The organism is Flavobacterium sp. LM4, from assembly GCF_002017935.1.
GTDB lineage: Bacteria > Bacteroidota > Bacteroidia > Flavobacteriales > Flavobacteriaceae > Flavobacterium > Flavobacterium chungangense.
The window spans coordinates 3195131-3214491 of record NZ_MUFW01000001.1 but is presented as its reverse complement, the minus strand read 5'-3'; the positions used below and the strand labels follow the sequence as shown (position 1 = coordinate 3214491).

Sequence of the window (19361 nt, the reverse complement as noted above, 5' to 3'; positions counted from 1 at the left end):
TTGTTAATTTACTAAATTTAAAAAATGATTATATTTATCCTTATTTAAATTAGAAGATCCCATACATTCTTCCCATCCATATGCCTTTGTTTCAGAATAAGCTGGTCCAATCGTCTTACCATAAGTGTTTAGTAAATCTGAATAATACCCTGAAACATAATCTTGCACGTGATTTAATTCATGTCCGACGACACTTGCTAGCTGTCTTATTGAATTTAAAACATTACTTCTAATTAATATCTTTCCTAATGATTTTACTGTATACTTACCATTTGCATTAAGAGTTACTTCCTTTTGCGCTTGGCCTGAAATACTAATATCATTATCAATTATTAATGTTTTTTCAAAATCAGGAGAATTAGCACTCTTGAATAATTCTGGAAACACTTTCGAAGCAAATTCTTTTATCTTTTCATTGCTCCAATTTAAATACGGATCATTATCTAGTTCATCACCATAACCACCTGATCTTATTGCTTTTTCAAGCATAGAATTCTCTTGCATTTTATGCATATAATGATTCAGTCCACTAACAACAAGCCCAGTAACTGCTCCCTGCCAAAAGTTTCCTCCAGTTAAAGCTGCTCCAGCACCACCAGAAACTGTTCCAAAAGCAATCATACCAGCTCCTGAACTTGCGAAGTTTCCTGCTCCATGATAATTACTATTTGATCCTCCTCCGCTCCAGGCACTCGCCGCAATACTACTCAAGGCACCAGAAGCAAAACCACTCCAAAACTTACCTCCTGAAATAGCTGTCATGCCACCCTGAAAAGTTCCATGAGCCACAGCACTTACCGCAGTCCTGACATAGAAATTTGTAATTGTACTCGCTGCACTACCAATCCCAAATGTAACTGCAGCACTGGCCGCACCAATAATAGCTGACTTAGCCAAACCTCCAACACTAAAGGGTACATCGGCTAATAAAGCTGTAAGTGTATATGATGTTATAGCAATTGCTACTCCAATTACTACAGCTGCTAAAAGTTCGTACGCTTCCCCACTAGGATCTGTGTACATCAATGGATTGTTCAGTACATACGAATACCTGTTGTAATTTTGTGTATTCTCAGGCTGCTGTATAAAATTATCCGGCATTAAAAAAGAACGTAAAATAGGATCGTACAAACGACCGTTCATGTGTATCAGTCCAACTTCGGCCAGATGTTGGTGGCTGGTATAACCACGGTCCAGCATCATCAGGGCTGCCCCTGTACCGTTTGTTGGCAGGGTGATTGCCACACCATTTTTCTGCAATTTGGCCAGATTTCCCCACGCATCAAACTGGCGTCTTTCTACCGCTGTACCTGTGTTGTCTGAAATAGCGATAATGCTTCCCAGATAATCCCTGTGAAGGTAATATTTTTTGTCTGTAATGGCGCCTGTAGCAACCGTTTTTGTTTTTTCTGTATACAGAGGTGCTCCGTAGGCATCTCCTCCTACATAAGTGCGGATCGTAATTTCTGTAGGAGTCCTTATAATCTCTACCGTACCGTCATCAGTATAATTTTTGGTTTTGGTATACACACCATCTGCTCCCGGTGTGGGGATCTGATAACCAAATTTCATGGCCTGTCTTGACAGATGGGAATTATACGTAAATGTCGTACTGCCCTTATCACTTTCGTTTATCGATATTGGACTTTTAAACATATTGTAGCTCACCAATTGTTTTGGCAGATTGTTGTAATAGGCCTCACCCTCTGTTGTCAGTTCTATTTCTTTCTTCTGGTAAATACCGGTATTGAAATTACCATTGTAGGTTACCGCACCCAGTTTGTTGTTATTGGTAATCCTTCCCCTGTCGTCATAGGTATTCGAATCGACAATACCTGTCAACGGGTTGGTCCAGTGGGTCAGTCGGTCAAGAGCATCATACGTAAAAGTTTCTGATGTTCCCAATGCCACATTCTGGCGGCTGCTCAATGTTCCTTTTATGGCATTAAAACTATAGGTATTGTTTACTATATTAATACTATTTTTGGTATGTGTCTGAGAAGCATAATAACCATGTGTGTCATAGGCATTGGTTATTGCAACTCCGTTACCCAATGTTTGGGTTAACGGCTGCATCTTCTCGTTGGCTGTATTGAGCTGCCATAAAACGGCATCATTGCCATCTGTCAGTTTATCCATTATACCGTTGTAGGTATTATAGATGTTTTTTGTCGTAACAGATTCACTTAAACCCGATACAAAATCCTGAGTAGCGTTAATAGCAGTAATAGGTCTTCCGTAGCTATCGTAGGTTATGGTTTTAGTTTGCGTAAAAGCGGCATTGGTTTCTGTATTGGTTACAGCTCTGTGGTATTCATCATAGGTATAGCCAAAACTATCTATGTTTGCTCCCAAACTATTTTTACTGGTTTCGCCTGTAAGCTGAGCAAAAGAGTTATAGGCATATTCTGTCTCGATATCTGCCCCATCCCCTGACACTTTTCTTCTGGTTACTTTTCCAACATCATCATAAAAAGTATCGGTTCTTCCTTTTGGAGTGGTTTCGGCAGTTAACTGTCCAAAAGCATCGTAGCTGTAAGTATAAGTGCCCGCATTAGGATCTTTCATTTCAATTTTATTGCCCCAGCCATCGATGGTAATATTCACTTTGTGCCCGCCATAATTTGATTCTTTCAGCTGGCCATTCGCATAATAAGTAAAAGTGATGGTGCCTCCCGGATCTGTCGTCTGAATCTTATTACCCAATGCATCAACTGTAACGGTTGTTGTTTTTCCGTCATCAACGCTGGTTGTAGTCAGACCTGGGGGATAATCAAAGGTTTGAATCCTGCCCGTTGGCTGTGTTATTTTTTTGGGACGCATCAGGTAATCGTATTCATAGACTACCCATCGGCTTGGGGATGAAAAATAAGGCTCGCTCTCTTTTGTCTTTCTTCCCAGACCGTCATAAACCACCTGTTTTGAGATTGTCGAATTGACTGCCAGACCTTTTGTTGTTGTGATAACTGCTCTTCCCAACACATCATATTGCGTGATGCTTTTGGCATTATCGCCTACTGTATTCAGGCTGGTAACAGTGTAGCCTCCATCTGATAATTTAGCATAGGTAATGGTGGTTTCCAATGGTACGGCAGATGCTCCGGTGGTTTTGGTTTTGGTCAGTTTTCCCCAATTATCAAAAGTATAATCACTTACCACTCCCAAAGGGCTTGTTGATTGTGTCACCTGCCCCAGTCTGTTGTAAACAAAATTAGTTACAAAGTTCTGATGATCTGTTTTTTTGACCACGAAACGTTTGGTGGCATCATATTCGTCTGTTATTTTTCGGGCTGTCGGTGCCGGCAATGCATTTGGTGCAGAGACTGTTTTGGTCAGCAGATTGCCTACTGCATCATAAGTCATGTCCTCGACAATGGCATAGGTATTATGTCCTTTTTTCTCTGTCCGGGTCAGGTTTGTCCCTGTGTAGGTATACACTTCTTCAGAGCTTCGGGTGTCTCCTGTGTAAATGCTCGTTGACGTATTTACTTTTTTAGGTTTCCCTATATAATAAGAGCTTCCCCCTCCTGATGGATTATTGTCATATTCCGTATCAACTGTAGTGGTTCCCTGCACGTTTGAACCATTATATTTTTTGGTAACCGTTCTGGTTTCTAAACCATAATAATTCGGGCTTTCAGCAGTTCCGTCGTAACTGAAAATAGTTTCACTTTTTATACCTGACAAATGGTCTACCGTGGTCTCTTTGGTCAATAAAACATTGAAAACACTATTATTGGAAACTGGGGCATTACTTCCGCCCGGAGTTGCAGCCGGAGTTGCGGTAAACTTGCTGTTATTGGCAGCACTAGCATAAAATCCTGGTTTTAAAATAATCTGAGGTGCCTGATAGTGAACTGCTATATCATTGTTTATTGCAGAGGAAGCCGTTATAGAAGCACCTGCTTTATAGGTCTGCCCGGCAGTTACAGGGGCTGTAATATTCAGAACATCCGAAATGGAGCTGGATGAAACAGTATCACCCCCGCCTTTTGTATATCCTCCAAATATACTGGTTTTAGTACTTAACAAATTTGAAGGTGTCGCATCAAAAACGGTAGTCCCTGTTGTGCTTGACCAGGTTATAATATTTGCTCCTCTCAGATTGACGTCATTGTGCTGCGTGGTCCATATTTTGGTATCGGACTCAGATAAGTACCAGCTGCTTCTTGTAGTTCTGGTAAAACCGACTGTCCCGTAATTAAAATTAGATACATAGCCGCGGTACCTGAAATCCTGATATTTCGAGATTCCATTGATTGTAGCGGTTAATTTGGAAACCAAATAACTGCCTGAGTTTCTGATAATCTCAATATTGGGATAGTTTACAGCATCTGCCGAAGAATAAAAATCAATGCTGCTATTTGTAGTACCAGTTTCAGGAGGCATCATTGGCTTGTACTCAATAGTCTGGATGATTTTTCCATTGGCTTCTGTGACTGTCTTTAATCGATTATCCTTGTCAAAATCTTTATTGAATTGGTAATATTCGATTTTGTTAGAATGTCCACGGACAATAACCAAATCCGTATTGGCACCATCGTATCTGTAATTGGAAACTAAAGGAATTGGGATATCAGGAGAACCTGACTCAAATTCATTTGAAGAATATGTTTGTGTAAACCCTGAAGCCTCAACTTTCCCTACATTATTCAAAAAAGCTGTTACACGCCATTTTGTATCATGGTCGTTGATTGTCCATTTTGGTTTGTAATACATTCTCCAAACACGAACCAAATCAGATTTACCATCTTTATTAATATCAATGGCATAATAATTACTTAAATGTATTTGCGTTTTGTAAGGATCGCTTTCTTTGCTCGTATCCGGGCGATATTCTACAATATTATGTGATTCTTTTACAAAAAATTCTCCTCCAGTCAATTTCTGATTACTATAATAAATATGCCATTGTATTTTTCCTTCTCCTCCTTCTGAATCAGGCAGCATTACATCTGTTTTGCGATCTCCGTTGTAGTCGCCTAAAAGAAGTTGTTTGGTTTTTGAATATTTGTCTAATATACCTGAACCGATTACTTGTAATTCGATCCATGGGCTTACTGCAAGTTGCTTAAAACTTATAATTTTATAGGTTTTATCTGTGCCAATTACCAAAACATCTGATTTTCCATCTCCATTATAATCTGCGATATATTTTTTTTCTCCGATTAACAAAGAACTATTTTGAAACTTAATATATCCTTTCTCCCCAAGAGTGGTTGAGGCATTTGGGTCAAGAGACAAAATATAGCATTCCTGCTCTTCATATTTATAATATGTACGACATGTAATTCTAGATGTATACCAATCCTCTGTTTCTTCAAAATAATATTTCTCATTCACAGATTGGTATATTAACACTTCACTTATACCATCACCATCAAAATCCCCTTCTAAATATTCAGCAGAAGATTTTATTTTTGAGCCTTCTGTACAATTATAACCATAATCAAGAAAACCAGTATCAACTGTTTTATAAACATCTAAAAAAATATCATGAGTAACTAAATTATCAATATTTATAGTCTTAGATTGATTTAATACCACATTATTGGCTGATGTAAGATTATAAACATTAAAAGTAGTACTTGTTAATGTATTAGTTGTGGCTACAATTGAGTTAAATTGATTTAGCTTATTATTGGCTAATGTGGTTGCCGCAAAAGGTTTTACTCCATATCCAGAAGGCATTGCGATACCTGCGTTTCCACTATTTTCTAAAAATAATTTGGTGAAAATTTTATTATCAGCAATAAAATCCAACTGTCCATCACCATCAAAATCACCAGCAGCTTCTGCTTCACTAAAATTTAGATTATTATTATACGTTTTTTCAGTCTTTGTAGTACTGGTTTGAGTTGTATTATATTCAAAAACTACCGGATTTGATTCTTCGCTTTGAGCATTGATTTCCTTTACACTTGTTACTCTTTCATATCCTGATTCATCTTCCGTATGTGTCAATTGATAAGTCCTGAAAGGTGTATTATTAGCATATACCTCTACAAATTTTAAAATTTTAGTTGCATAAACTGCACCCCCTTTCATATAATCCCTTTCTATACGTTTTGAATTATCGTACTTAAAAGCAATTTTATCCTGAGTTGCAATTCCTGCTGCAGTGTTTCCGCTAAAAACAATCGTATCAATATATAATTGGCTTGTACTGTTGTAAGTAACCGTTTGATACGTATAATCAATAAAATTTCCATATGTATCTTCAAAACGGACAATATACCAGGAATTAACCGATACTGAATTTTGCAGGCTTCCGCCTCCTTTTGAGCCATACCAGCTTCTGGAGCCGTCCGGTGCAGTAACAATAAAATACGTTACAGTACCTTCAACTTTTAATTCTATTTTAGTATTGCTTTTATATTCGGTTTCATAAGTAGAGCCGTTTGCCCAGTAGGTTCCTGTTTTTATTAATAATCGCTGACCGTCCAAAGACAGTTTGTCATTATCATCAAAATCAACTCCGTCTACAAAACCGTCAATATCACGACGCGTAGCTATACGACTGATTGCCGAAATACTGTTTATACTCCATCCCTGTCCTGCAATTCCTCCTCTTACACCACTGCTATAGGTAAGATTAATAATAGGTGCGACATTTTTTATACTGGGCGGTGTGGCTATAGGTAATGTGTAAGTAGCAGTACCGGAAGCTGCTATCTGCAATTCGCCTTTAGTATCTGTGAAATTTTGTGAAAAAGAAAAATGTGTAGCTAAAAGAAAAATGAAAAAGTAAAAGTGTTTCATATCACAGTTTATTGCTTGATAATTTTAAATGATTTTGGGGCACCTGATTTGTAGTTAACTAAAACAACATACACCCCTGACGGATATGACTGAAACAAAATATTCTGGGTATTTGTATTTTTAGTTCCCTGAAACGTTTTTAAAACCTGTCCTGTAAGTGAAAAAAGCTGGATGGAGGTTACATAATTGTCATCCCTCAGTTCCCATTTTAGATACAGTTCTTCTTTTACCGGATTGGGATAGTAGGAAATCATATCCTCTCCTTCTATTTTTTCCAGGTCTTCATCAACAATGGCTTCAATTTCTTTAATCTGTTTTCCTGTTTCCGGCGGGCAGTTAACGCACAATGTCCTGCTTGTCTGATTGCCGGCATTATCATAACTAAACTTAATCTTCGTTTGGTTTTGGGCAGTGGACAATAGCGAAAAGGCTAACACCATTAGTATAATATAATATTTCATTAAACTGATTCTTTTAAAGTGATAAACTTATTTTTTTTGGGCAGCTAATAACAGCTTCATCTGAGATTTCAACTCTTCGATTTCCTTATTTTGCTGAATTAAATACAATGTAAGCTCTTCGATTTTTTCCTGCTGAACTTTTGCCATTTCTCCAAGTGCCAACCCTTTTTCTGTTATTTCTTTAGCAGACGGTACATTAGGCAAATGACCATTTTGAGCGATGTACTCCTCTACTTTTGTAAGTGGTTTCAAATCATAGTTTTTTGCAAAAACATAATCAGCCCAGGTGTTGTAAACTTTTACTTCTTCTGCCCTTACTTTTCCTTTTACTGAAAGTTTGTAGGTATCTGAACCGTCTGTGAAGTTTGAGGTTCCAATGCCGATATTTGCATCTGTTAGAATGTTTCCTTCTATTTTGGCGCTGCCAGAAACTACAAATTTATGTTCTGGTAAGTAATTTCCCCAATTTGCAATAACGACTCTGGAATTTGGTTTTGGAAAATGCATGTAAACATTATCATTGCCATCTTCATAAAGTTTCATTAGTTCTTGTTGGGCCTTATTATAAAATGCCACTTGACCAATTCCTTCAGTCTCAGCTTCAAAAAGAAATCTTCTATAATTATTCCTATCATCGATAGTTAAAGCGACAGTTGGTTTAGTATTAAGTACGTTTGATTGAGGAAAATCATAAAAAACGAATAACCTGCCACCATCCGAGGCATCTCTTACAGACCCTAAATTCAAAACTCTGGATTTTCTATTTCTATCTTTCCAATCAATAAAACTTGAACCATTGGGAAGAGCTGTAGAAAATTCACCTGCATATGCTTTAACAGTACCTACCACTTCTAACTTAGCAGTCGGATCAGTTGTTCCAATACCTACATTCGTATTCGTAGTTGTACTATTAGGTAATACACTCGCAGCTCCTCCAGCACCAGTACTAATTTGTGCCTTTAGCGTTGTATTAAAAAAAAGAGTTCCCAAAAAAAGTAGTGTAATTTTATTTTTCATTTTGTCTGAATTTATTTATTGTAAAGCAGTGCAATATTAATAAATAAAGAAGGAATTATTCTTAATAAAAAAAATCTAAAATATAGAAATGAATTTTCATTAAAAAAACAAACTAATAATTATTTTAAATATAGTTTCACAAGAAAAAAAACACTATTTCATTACAAAATGTACCAATTACTTATATAATTATCTCTACAAAGACATCTATCACAAATGATAAATCTAAAAAACTATCCAAACAAACTTTTCCTAAAATAAACAGCTAACCACAGCAGATAAATAAAATTATCCAAAGCCTGCGCCATAACGATCCCTTGGATACCGAATATTACAACAAAATAATGACTCAAAAAATACAAAACAGCAAGTGAAGCTATTTCTGAAAGAATAAAAGCCTTTGTCATTTTTTTTGCAAAAAACTGAAATCCCAAAACCAATGCAGCAGATTTTAGAATATCGCCCGTTAATTGCCAAAAAAACAAGGTCGTAACTGGCAAAAAATCAGGAGTAAAGAGCAATTTTATAATAAAAAATCGAGCAAAGTAAATAACAGTTACCGCAAGTACAAATAGTGGCAAAATATTTTTATAAAAAGTCCGGAAAATATTTTGTGTCTCTTTGTTATTTTTGGCTATTGACAATTTTGGAAAAAAATAAACACTTAAAATTGTGGTAATAAACATCATATAATAAGTTGAAATCCTGGTCATCGTTTCCCAAAAACCGGCTTGCTCCAATCCTACCACTTCAATTATATTTTTTCGAATGACCAAATAAACTAATGACCCTGACACAGAGGAAACCAAAGCCATAAGTGAATAAGATGATAACTTTTTTATAGTTTCAAAATCAAAATTTCGAAATTTAATTATTGATGAAAGACTAAGCTCTTTACTGATGAAATAAAACGTAACAAAAAACAATAATGAAGGTGAAATTACTATCGAAAGCAAAGCTCCCAAGGTTTTATAATTCCAAATCATGTAAAATGAAACCAACAAACCTATTGCATTCCCTGTGATATTTGTCCAAATTACTTCCTTAAACTTTCCCAGACCATTAATAACCGAAAGCAAAAAAGCCGAAATTGCATACCAGGGTAATACTAAAGCTATCGCTTTAAAAATTATTTGATAATCAAAATTATTTCCAAAAATTTGTGTGTTCCAAAACGCTGCTAAGAAGAACAAAATAAAGCTTGAAACAACAGCAACAAATAATAAGCTGATAAATGCCGTAGCAATTATTTTTTGAAGTTGCAACTTATCATTTTTGTGTTCTGCTACATATTTCACAATACCGTTTTGAAATCCCAAAGTAGCAATACTTTCTAATGATGATGAAAAATTTCGAAGATTTCCAACTAAAGCCATTCCTCCGGGACCAACAAAAACAGCCAGTAATTTTGAGGTAATCAATCCTATTCCAATCTTTAATAATACACTCAGACTGTTTAAAGAAGTAATTTTAAACAGATCGGTTTGTATTATTTTCTTTATAAAATCCATTTAATATCGATTCAAAATTTCAACAACAAAACTTACCTCATCATTTGTCAAAACCGGACTCATAGGCAAACTCAAAACTTCATTATGTATTTTTTCTGTAATTGGAAAAGATAAAGTATTCCATTCTGAAAAAGCTTTTTGCTGATGTGGCGGAATAGGATAATGAACCATCGTCTGTATTCCGTTTTCTATTAAATATTGCTGTAATTGATCCCTATTTTCAGTTCGGATCACAAACAAATGAAACACATGATTTTCAGACAAATCCCAAAAAGGTACTATTATTTTATCATTCTTTATTTCAGTAAGATAGCGTTTGGCAGCTTCCCGGCGTTTTTGGTTGTCGTTATCTAAATTGGGCAATTTTAAATTTAAAAAAGCAGCTTGTAACTCATCTAGTCTTGAATTTACACCAATAAATTCATTATGATATTTTTTTTCAGAACCATAATTTCGAAGCGAAAAAAGCACTTTTGCCAGTTCAGCATCATTGGTGGTAATAGCTCCCCCATCTCCCAAAGCGCCTAAATTTTTGCCCGGGTAAAAGCTAAAAGCAGCAGCATTAGACAAATTTCCTGATTTTTTACTTTCGCCTTTTAACATTCCACTTTCAACTAAAAGGGCTCCATGTGCCTGAGCTGCATCTTCAATTACCAATAAGTTATTTTGATTTGCAATCTCATTAATAATTCTCATTTCAGCTAATTGACCGTAAAGATGAACTGCTAAAATAGCCTTTGTTTTAGGTGTGATTTTTTTTAAAATTAAACCAGGGTTAATATTGTAGCTCTCTAAGTCAGGCTCAGCTAAAACAGGGATCAAATCAGCATGCAAAATAGCCAGGACACTAGCAATATATGTATTTGCGGGAACAATTACTTCATCTCCTTTTTGCAGTTTCCCTAATTGAATGTATGCTTTAAAAATCAAAACCAAAGCATCAAAACCATTGCCGACACCTACACAATATTTTGTTCCACAATAGTTAGCAAAATCGCTTTCAAATGCCTTGACTTCATTGCCCAAAATATACCAGCCATTTTCTAAAACCAATTTCATTTTTTCATGAAAATCGGCTTCGTAAGACTCATTTATTTTTTTTAAATCGAGAAATTTAATCATAACAAAACTGTATCTAATACATCATAATTAGAAGCTTGCACTTCATAAAAGTCCTGAACAATAATATTTGCCCCAAAACTTTCTTTCCAATACGACAATCCATCGTTCAGGTTTCTACCCTGATTTTCATTGGAGATTCCGAAATCAAAGAAACGCTTATTTTTAAAGACCTCAGAAATCAATTTATAAAATAATAAATCAAGCCCTCCAAGTTCGTTTTTGTCTTCTCTACCAGAAATATATTGACTATGCGCGACTTTTGAACTTTCAAAAATAGTGGTTCCCGCAACTATACTGCCATTTTCATAGACATTAAATTGACGGATTTTTTGGGGAAATAAGGCCTTTAATCTTGTTATTTCTTCTAAGGTATGTACCGGTTTAGCCTGATGTTTTAGTAATAAATTTGGAATTAATATTTCATTCCAAAAATCATTAAAATCATCAACTTCTTTAATAACCAAACCATTGTTTATTCCGGACCTGATACCTCTCTTTCTAATTTTAGACAACGTATAAGATTCAGATAAATCAATAACAGCCAAAGTATCTCTTCTGACTAATTGTGCTTTTAATAAAAACAATATATAATTCAGTTCTTCAGCGGGTTTTTGATGATAAATAGAGGGAATTAATTTTAATTGCAATTTTTGAATATTATTGTCATTCAAAAATTGCAAAACGACTTTGAATATTTGAATAACTAAGGCCAATTTTATTTTATCCCCATAAGCTACTCCCCCATAAGTCAATCCCTGATGAGAGTACAAAATTCCTTCTGACTTGTTAGCAGGCAAGACGGCAACCAATTTTTCTCCTTCAAAAACCATTAGCGAATAATCTTCGAAACGATCTTTGTGATATTCCATAAAATCCCGGTGAAACAGAAACGTAGCATTTTTGGCCTGGACAATAAAGTCATTCCATATTTTATAATCGTTCTCGGTATATTTTTTTACGGTATATTTATTCAATTTTACTTTTTATTTATGATCGAATGCCGGCAAATACCATTTGAATTTTACTGCCATTAAACGTACCGAAATTATAACAATTGAAGTTGTCAAATACAATATATCATCATTTAATTCTAAACTTCTTAAAGCAAAAAACACAATTCCTCCAAAAATACAAATCGTAGCATAAATTTCCCTTCTGAAAATGGTTGGGATTTCTGTACACAAAATATCACGAATAACTCCGCCAAAACAGGCTGTCATTGTTCCTAAAGCGATACAAATTACAGGATGCAGTCCAATAGAAATTCCTTTTTCAAGACCAATTAAAGTAAAAACCCCTAAACCAATCGTATCAAACAGAAATAATGAGGTACGAAGCTTATCGAACTTTTTCCTAAAGAGAATTGCAAATCCAAAACCTAAAATAATCACATAAACATATTGCAGATCCAGCATCCATCCTACCGGAGTTCTTCCAATCAGAACATCACGCAGCGTCCCGCCTCCAACTGCAGTAACAAAAGCAATTATAAAAACACCAAAAGGATCCAGTTTTTTATGCATGGCTGTTAAAGCACCTGACATAGCAAATGCCATTGTACCGATAATATCTAAAAGATGAAACATTTTTTTAGGTTCTAAGGTTCTGAATCATTAAGTTTATAAGATTCAAAAACTATCTTTTTTTATTGAATTTGACATTGTCATTGATATTGACTTTTACACCCTACATGTTTTGTGTATAGAAATTATAATCTTTTAAAACGGTACGAATAAAATCTGCAGGGTCTCCTATAGATTGATTTTTAATTCCTGCAACCTTTTCTATTTTATGAACCAGTTTATAAATAATTTCGTAATCGTTTTTTTCTTCTGCCCTTAAAAATGTTTCCTTAATAATACGCATATCATTGTCTGATAATTTTATAACTAAAGGATAAGTGGGTACATAAGTTTCTGCTATTTCCTCTAAAATGGTATGACTGATATCAATTTTGTTTTTTAAAGTAATTACAGCTGTTCCTGCAACCATATCCCCTAATCGCTGTCCCTTTTTATTTGAAACTACTGCTATTAAAGCTATTATTCCATTAAGAATTGTAATATCAACCAACCTGAAAAACCATCGCATTAGATAATCTCCAAAACCAGCTTGGTATCCGTCAATTTTCACAACTTTAATTTTGTTTAATCTTTTTCCTATTGTCTGCCCTTCAAAAACACTTTCAAGCGTAATTGAATATATCATTACCGGAAAATAAAATACCAAAAGAATCGTCATAACAGACCATTCATCCAAATTTGGAAACTTTTTTTCTAAATTTAGCCAATGAAAAAAAATTCCGTAAACTACTAAGCAGTAAGCTATTTTAATAATCAGATCTATAAAATATGACCCTATTCGCTCACCTGGAGAAGCGGCTTTAAAATTTATTTTGACATTTTGTGTTGTGGTTATAGATAATTCTGACATATTTTATATTTTAGCCCTCAATGAGAGAAGTTGCATTCATAAAACAAAATAAAGAAAAATGGCTGGAATTTGAACTGGCTATTTTTGGTAAAGCTAAAAAAAATCCTGATGAGTTAGCTAATTTGTACATTCAAATGATGAATGATCTGTCGTATGCGCAAACCTATTACCCAAAAAGTAAAACTGTTATTTACTTAAATCACCTTGCTTCACAGATTTATCAAAAGATTTACAAAACCAAACGAACAGAAAAAAACAGATTTCTGGAATTTTTTAAAACAGAAGTCCCACTATTGGTTTATGACTACAAAAGATATTTGCTGTATGCATTTGCCCTGTTTTTTGCAACTGTTGCCATTGGGGTAATTTCTGCAAGATATGATCAGGATTTTGTCCGGCTGATTTTAGGCGATGGTTACGTAAACATGACTTTGGAAAACATTAAAAAAGGCAATCCAATGGCAGTTTACGGAACAGGCAGTAACTGGGGAAGTTTTGTTGGCATAACCATGAACAACTTGTATGTAGGTGCAAGATGTTATATTTATGGTATTTTTGGTGGTTTGGGAACTTTTTACATTTCTTCGCAAAATGGTATTATGCTAGGTGCTTTTCAGTATTTCTTTTACGAACAAAATGTTTTCTGGAAAAGTGTTCGCGGAATCTGGATTCATGGTTCTATGGAAATTTTTGCCATTGTGATCGAAACCACTGCCGGATTCATTTTAGGAGCTTCTATTTTATTTCCCAAAACTTTTTCGAGAGCAAACTCTTTTAAAATGGGTTTTAAAAATAGTTTCAAAATATTCCTGAGTACCTTTCCGTTTACCATCAGTGCCGGATTTTTGGAAGGTTTTATTACCCGATATTCTATTGATATGCCCAATTGGCTTAGCAGCTTTATAATCCTTTTTACCTTAAGCATTATCTCATTTTATTATTTGGTTTATCCTTTTATTGTTCACAAAAAAATACAACAAGCATCTGCTAAACAGAATTAATGAAAACCAATAATGAATAAATTTATACTTGTTTTATATTCTCTTTTTTGCTTTGGAGTTTCCACTGCCCAGGATACTTTGGTAACCCAGGAGCCTCCAAAAGTTAATACTATTAAATATTCCGAAGCTGATATTTATGTAGATTCTGATACTATTAAAAACCAGACATTTCAGAAAAACTTCAAAAAAAAATATTCGGACAGCGATTTCGTATATGAGCCAAAAGCTCCTGAAAAAAATTGGTGGGATCATTTCAAAGAATGGCTGGCAAGCTTATTTAGAAGAATGTTCACTTTTAAGAATCCACAGGCTTCGCTTAATTTTGTTGCTGTTTTATTAAAAGTAATAGCAGTCCTGATTATTATTTTCGTTATTTATCTAATCGTCAAAGCACTGATTAACAGAGAAGGCCAATGGATTTTCGGTAAAGATGCCAAACAAAAAACAATTCATTATTCAGATATTGAAAAAAACATTCATCTTCTGGATTTCGAAAAACTTATTAAAGAAAGCATTCAGGCCGGAGAAAAGCGAATTGCGATTCGGTACTATTATCTTTGGTTATTAAAGATTATGGCGAGAAATCGTTACATCGAATGGGATATTGAAAAAACTAATTCAGATTATTTGTACGAACTTAAAAAACCTGCTCACAAAGAAGAATTTAACTATTTATCATACTTGTATAATTACATCTGGTATGGAGAATTTGAAATTGATGAAGCTGCTTTTATTAAAGCCGAAAACCAATTCAAGAAATCCTTAAAAACCTTTAGCCATGAATAAATCCATCAAAATTTACATCGCTATACTGGTTTTTATTTTTGCCTTAATTTTGATTGCCGGTAATGATACTTCTAAAGAAATTGACTGGACTCCCACCTATTCTGTAAATGATAAAATTCCGCTCGGGTTATATGTTTTCGATAAGGAAATCAACGGGGTTTTAAAAAAACAAAAAATAGAACGAATATCAGCATTAACACCGTATGAATTTCTTGATTCTAAATATGTACCTGATACCATTGTAGGCACTTACAAAATAAAAGGAACTTTTTTAAATATCACAGAATTTGCTTCGATTGACGATCAGTCCATGAAAGAGCTTTTTTATTTTGTATCGCATGGAAATAGTGTTTTTTTAAGTATGAAGACTTTTCCACAGCCACTTTTAGACAGCTTAAAAATTGATTTCAGAACCGATTTTCAGTATTCTGACAGTACTTCAATCTGGATGGCCAATAAAAATATAAGCTCAAAAAAATTCCATCTTGTTGAAGGAATGGGAAATTATTATTTCTCTAAAATTGATACTGCAAGTACTACTGTTTTGGGGTATCAGGCAAATGCAAAAAATAAAAAACATATCAATTTTATAAAAGTCCCCTATTCAAACGGTTACTTTTATTTGCATACTCAGCCTGCTGCTTTTTCTAACTTTCACTTATTAAAAGACAATCATTATCAATATGCTGAAAAGGTTCTTTCTTATGTTCCAAAAGGAAATGTTTATTGGTATACAAAAGGGCAAAACAGCGAATCAATTTCAGATTCACCTTTGCGCTATATTTTAAGTCAGCCGGCATTAAAATGGGCTTTATATTTATCTTTAATCGGGATATTGATTTTTATCCTTTTTAATGCCAAACGAAAACAGAGAATAGTTCCCATATTAACTCCATTGCCTAACCTAACTGTTGAATTTACCAAAACTATTGGAAATTTATACTTTCAGGAAGGGGATCATGATAATATTATTGACAAAAAAATTATTTATTTTCTGGAAAAAATCAGAAATGAATATTTAATCGATACTACAAATCTCAATGATGACTTTATTAAAAAATTACATAACAAATCTGGAAAAGATGAAAATGATATTCGGGACCTTATATTTTTAATTAATGAACATCGAAAAAGTTATCACGGAAGTCTCGAAGAAGATTTAATCCGAATTAATAATGCGATCGAGAAAATTTTACACTAATATTTTTTAACAAAAATTCATTCAAAAGAAAAACATACCAAACATGGACGATATCAATACAACAGAAAGCGAAATCACAAACGAGAATGTAAATTTTGAAACCAGACTTAATCTGGCACCGCTTTTAGAACACGTTAACAGCATTAAAAAAGAACTCGAAACAGTAATTGTAGGTCAGCATAAAATGATCGATCAGCTTTTAGTTGCTATTTTATCAAACGGACACGTTTTATTGGAAGGTGTTCCCGGAGTTGCTAAAACCATTACAGCCAAATTATTGTCGAAAACGCTTAACATTGGATTTAGTCGAATTCAGTTTACACCTGATTTAATGCCTTCGGATATTTTAGGAACATCGATTTTTAATTTAAAAAGTTCCGAATTCGAATTCAAGCAAGGCCCGATTTTCTCGAATTTGATTTTAATTGATGAAATTAACCGTGCTCCTGCCAAAACACAAGCTGCACTTTTTGAAGTAATGGAAGAACGCCAAATAACAATTGACGGTTCAGCCTTTCAGCTTGAAACTCCATTTTTAGTTATCGCTACACAAAACCCAATTGAACAGGAAGGAACTTATCGTTTACCTGAAGCACAATTAGACCGTTTTTTATTCAAGATATCTATTGATTATCCAAAATTAGACGAAGAAATCCTGATTATCCAGAGAGAACATTTATTGCAGAACCACGGAAAGTTGGAAGCCATTAAAACGATACTATCATCTGAAGAGATAAAAGCATATCAGACTTTGATCAAACAAATCAGGGTAGAGCAAAATTTATTGGAATACATTGCCCGAATTGTGGTGAATACCCGCGAAAATGCTTTTTTATATTTAGGAGCTTCTCCTCGTGCATCAATCGCAATTCTAAATGCAGCCAAAGGTTTCGCCGCAATTAAAGGCCGCGATTTTGTAACTCCTGAAGATATTAAGGAAGCAGCTGTACCAGTTTTACAACACCGTGTAATTGTTGCTCCTGAACGTGAAATGGAAGGAATTACAAGCTCTGAAATCATTAAACAGATAATTGAAGCAGTAGAAATTCCGCGATAATTATTATCCAAAGACTAAATTATGAAAAAGTACATGTTCAGTTTTGCTTCAGTATTTTCTATTTTTATTATTATACCATTACTTTTATCGAGCTGTGCTGTTTCAGGATTAAGTTCAGAACCAATGCAATTCAATAAAGACTATTCTTCTGACGGAATAGTTGTTGGTTCTATAACCTTTACACAAGAAAAAGCAAGATTTAATAGTTATTTCACCTATTTTCATTCATTAGACAGCATCCAAAAAGTATCAAAGGAAAATTCAAGAGAATTGCAAATTTCTCCAGATCAAACATGGAAATTAAAACATAGTGGTGAACTAAATAAGGGAAGAACATATCTTTTTGCTTTTAAAAGAAAGCCCGGAAAATATGAAGTTTCTAATGTTCGATTAGCAACTGTTGGAATGGGATATGCTGTTAGAGACAATCAAATAAGTGGTTTTTCAATTCCATTTGAGGTAAAAAAAGGACAAATAACATATATTGGTGAAATTAATTTAAATGAATTCGCTCTCAAAAATGATACTCTAATTAGCCTTAAAGACAATTATGAAAGAGATATAAATGCTATTAAAACGAAACAACCGACTGTAAATTGGAACTTAGCTAAAAAGTCTGAAATCAAAATAAATTATATAACTAATTAAATTAACTTTCTTGAAATTCATAAAAAGTCTATATCTCAATAATTTCTTTTTCTACGTGCTTTTGGGTATCGTCGGACTATTTGTTTGTGCTTTCATTTTCCCGAATTTATACAACGGAGTATGGTTTGTTATTTTAATACTGATCACTTTTCTCGCATTGGATATCTTAATTTTATATATCACCCAAACCGGAATTGAAGCTTCAAGAGATATGCCTGAAAAACTTTCGAATGGCGATTTAAATCCGATAAGCATTTCGATAAAAAATCATTATACTTTCCCAATTTTAATTAAGGTTATTGACGAGATTCCGTTTCAGTTTCAGGTACGTGATTTTAAAATAGTGAAAACCATTAAAGCTTCTGCCCAGGATAAAATTGGGTACGATTTGCGTCCAACAGAGCGTGGTGAATATTATTTTGGAAACTTAAATATTTACGTTTCATCACCCTTAAAATTAATTTCGAGAAGATTTACTTTTGATAAAGATAAAATGGTACCAACGTATCCTTCTTATATTCAATTGAGAAAATATGATTTACTGGCTTTTTCAAATAATCTATTTCAATACGGAATCAAGAAAATCCGCCGAATTGGCCATACGATGGAATTTGAGCAAATTAAAGAATATGTTCAGGGTGATGATCTTCGAACTTTAAACTGGAAAGCTACTGCAAAGAAAAATGCATTAATGGTCAACCAGTTTCAGGACGAAAAATCACAATCAGTATATTTAGCCATTGACAAAGGCCGTGTAATGCAAATGCCTTTTAATGGCTTGAGTCTGCTGGATTATGCCATTAATTCGACTTTGGTTTTAGCCAATGTCATTTTGAAAAAACAGGACAAAGCCGGAATTTTTGCCTTCTCTAAAAAAGTAGAAAACCGTGTTTTTGCAGAAAAGAGAGGTTCGCAAATGCAAAAAATTCTCGAAACTTTATACAACATCAAAACTGACTTTTTTGAAAGCGATTACAGCCGTTTGTATGTAGATGTTAAGAAAAACATCAACCAGCGCAGCCTGATTATTTTGTACACCAATTTTGAAACCATGGACGGGTTAAAAAGACAATTACCATATTTAAAAGGAATTGCAAAAAGTCATTTATTAGTGGTTGTTTTCTTCAGCAACACAGAACTGAACGAAATTATAAATAAAAAAACAGACACAATTCAGGAAGTTTATGACAAAGTAATTGCCGAAAAATTCATGTTCGAAAAACGTTTGATTGCCAATGAGCTGAAAAAATACGGAATCCATTCGGTTCTGACTCAACCTGAGAATCTGACTTTGGATGCCATTAATAAATATTTGGAGATTAAATCCAGGGGGATTTTGTAGAATTATATTAACGAATCAAT

General features: G+C 34.2%; 14 protein-coding genes. 6 read left to right on the top strand and 8 right to left on the bottom strand.

All coding sequences use genetic code 11. From position 1 onward, the window contains the following. Positions 1 to 3: 3 nt before the first annotated feature. From BXU10_RS14100 to BXU10_RS14065, 8 genes are all read right to left on the bottom strand, one after another. Entirely contained in the window at positions 4 to 6762 is a 6759-nt protein-coding gene (locus tag BXU10_RS14100) for an RHS repeat-associated core domain-containing protein (protein WP_078227853.1), read from the bottom strand. An 8-nt stretch (positions 6763 to 6770) separates the two neighbouring features. After that, the gene (locus tag BXU10_RS14095; RefSeq protein WP_078227852.1) at positions 6771 to 7223 is read right to left on the bottom strand and encodes a T9SS type A sorting domain-containing protein; all 453 of its coding nucleotides are present in this window, start codon (positions 7221 to 7223) and stop codon (positions 6771 to 6773) included. A 27-nt stretch (positions 7224 to 7250) separates the two neighbouring features. After that, complete coding sequence (locus BXU10_RS14090) at positions 7251 to 8240, bottom strand: hypothetical protein (RefSeq protein ID WP_078227851.1); 990 nt, start codon at positions 8238 to 8240, stop codon at positions 7251 to 7253. A 233-nt stretch (positions 8241 to 8473) separates the two neighbouring features. Further along, on the bottom strand, positions 8474 to 9751 hold the full coding sequence (locus tag BXU10_RS14085; protein WP_123922001.1) for an O-antigen translocase: 1278 nt from the start codon (positions 9749 to 9751) through the stop codon (positions 8474 to 8476). Further along, positions 9752 to 10873: a DegT/DnrJ/EryC1/StrS aminotransferase family protein gene (locus tag BXU10_RS14080; RefSeq protein ID WP_078227850.1), complete on the bottom strand. Its 1122-nt coding sequence runs from the start codon at positions 10871 to 10873 to the stop codon at positions 9752 to 9754. After that, complete coding sequence (locus BXU10_RS14075) at positions 10870 to 11847, bottom strand: GNAT family N-acetyltransferase (protein WP_078227849.1); 978 nt, start codon at positions 11845 to 11847, stop codon at positions 10870 to 10872. Before BXU10_RS14075 ends, BXU10_RS14080 begins: the two co-directional genes overlap by 4 nt. A gap of 9 nt (positions 11848 to 11856) precedes the next feature. Next, positions 11857 to 12459: a trimeric intracellular cation channel family protein gene (locus BXU10_RS14070; RefSeq protein ID WP_031453788.1), complete on the bottom strand. Its 603-nt coding sequence runs from the start codon at positions 12457 to 12459 to the stop codon at positions 11857 to 11859. 100 nt (positions 12460 to 12559) lie between these two features. Further along, a complete protein-coding gene (locus BXU10_RS14065) occupies positions 12560 to 13306 on the bottom strand; it encodes an RDD family protein (protein ID WP_078227848.1) in 747 nt (248 codons plus the stop codon). Between the two features lie 20 nt (positions 13307 to 13326). Between BXU10_RS14065 and BXU10_RS14060 the strand changes: the two genes are divergently transcribed. The 6 genes from BXU10_RS14060 to BXU10_RS14035 are packed head-to-tail and all read left to right on the top strand — an operon-like array spanning position 13327 to position 19341. Next, positions 13327 to 14307: a stage II sporulation protein M gene (locus BXU10_RS14060; RefSeq protein WP_078227847.1), complete on the top strand. Its 981-nt coding sequence runs from the start codon at positions 13327 to 13329 to the stop codon at positions 14305 to 14307. Positions 14308 to 14319: 12 nt separating this feature from the next. After that, positions 14320 to 15093 carry a DUF4129 domain-containing protein gene (locus BXU10_RS14055; RefSeq protein WP_078227846.1) on the top strand — a complete coding sequence of 258 codons (774 nt, stop codon included), beginning with the start codon at positions 14320 to 14322 and terminating at the stop codon, positions 15091 to 15093. Then, positions 15086 to 16294 (top strand): DUF4350 domain-containing protein, encoded by a 1209-nt coding sequence (locus BXU10_RS14050; protein ID WP_078227845.1) that lies wholly within the window; start codon positions 15086 to 15088, stop codon positions 16292 to 16294. Before BXU10_RS14055 ends, BXU10_RS14050 begins: the two co-directional genes overlap by 8 nt. Positions 16295 to 16337: 43 nt before the next feature. Next, a complete protein-coding gene (locus tag BXU10_RS14045) occupies positions 16338 to 17351 on the top strand; it encodes a MoxR family ATPase (RefSeq protein WP_078227844.1) in 1014 nt (337 codons plus the stop codon). 21 nt (positions 17352 to 17372) lie between these two features. Continuing rightward, a complete protein-coding gene (locus BXU10_RS14040; protein WP_123922000.1) occupies positions 17373 to 17999 on the top strand; it encodes a hypothetical protein in 627 nt (208 codons plus the stop codon). Positions 18000 to 18009: 10 nt separating this feature from the next. Beyond that, entirely contained in the window at positions 18010 to 19341 is a 1332-nt protein-coding gene (locus BXU10_RS14035; protein ID WP_031453781.1) for a DUF58 domain-containing protein, read from the top strand. The last annotated feature ends 20 nt before the right edge of the window (positions 19342 to 19361 follow it).

Excerpts from the sequence above, each read along its gene's own strand:
- BXU10_RS14050 (WP_078227845.1), top strand. The coding sequence starts at position 15,086 with ATGAATAAATCCATCAAAATTTACATCGCTATACTGGTTTTTATTTTT.
- BXU10_RS14085 (WP_123922001.1), bottom strand. The coding sequence starts at position 9,751 with ATGGATTTTATAAAGAAAATAATACAAACCGATCTGTTTAAAATTACT.
- BXU10_RS14090 (WP_078227851.1), bottom strand. The coding sequence starts at position 8,240 with ATGAAAAATAAAATTACACTACTTTTTTTGGGAACTCTTTTTTTTAAT.
- BXU10_RS14095 (WP_078227852.1), bottom strand. The coding sequence starts at position 7,223 with ATGAAATATTATATTATACTAATGGTGTTAGCCTTTTCGCTATTGTCC.
- BXU10_RS14065 (WP_078227848.1), bottom strand. The coding sequence starts at position 13,306 with ATGTCAGAATTATCTATAACCACAACACAAAATGTCAAAATAAATTTT.
- BXU10_RS14040 (WP_123922000.1), top strand. The coding sequence starts at position 17,373 with ATGAAAAAGTACATGTTCAGTTTTGCTTCAGTATTTTCTATTTTTATT.
- BXU10_RS14045 (WP_078227844.1), top strand. The coding sequence starts at position 16,338 with ATGGACGATATCAATACAACAGAAAGCGAAATCACAAACGAGAATGTA.
- BXU10_RS14100 (WP_078227853.1), bottom strand. The coding sequence starts at position 6,762 with ATGAAACACTTTTACTTTTTCATTTTTCTTTTAGCTACACATTTTTCT.
- BXU10_RS14070 (WP_031453788.1), bottom strand. The coding sequence starts at position 12,459 with ATGTTTCATCTTTTAGATATTATCGGTACAATGGCATTTGCTATGTCA.
- BXU10_RS14060 (WP_078227847.1), top strand. The coding sequence starts at position 13,327 with ATGAGAGAAGTTGCATTCATAAAACAAAATAAAGAAAAATGGCTGGAA.
- BXU10_RS14080 (WP_078227850.1), bottom strand. The coding sequence starts at position 10,873 with ATGATTAAATTTCTCGATTTAAAAAAAATAAATGAGTCTTACGAAGCC.
- BXU10_RS14055 (WP_078227846.1), top strand. The coding sequence starts at position 14,320 with ATGAATAAATTTATACTTGTTTTATATTCTCTTTTTTGCTTTGGAGTT.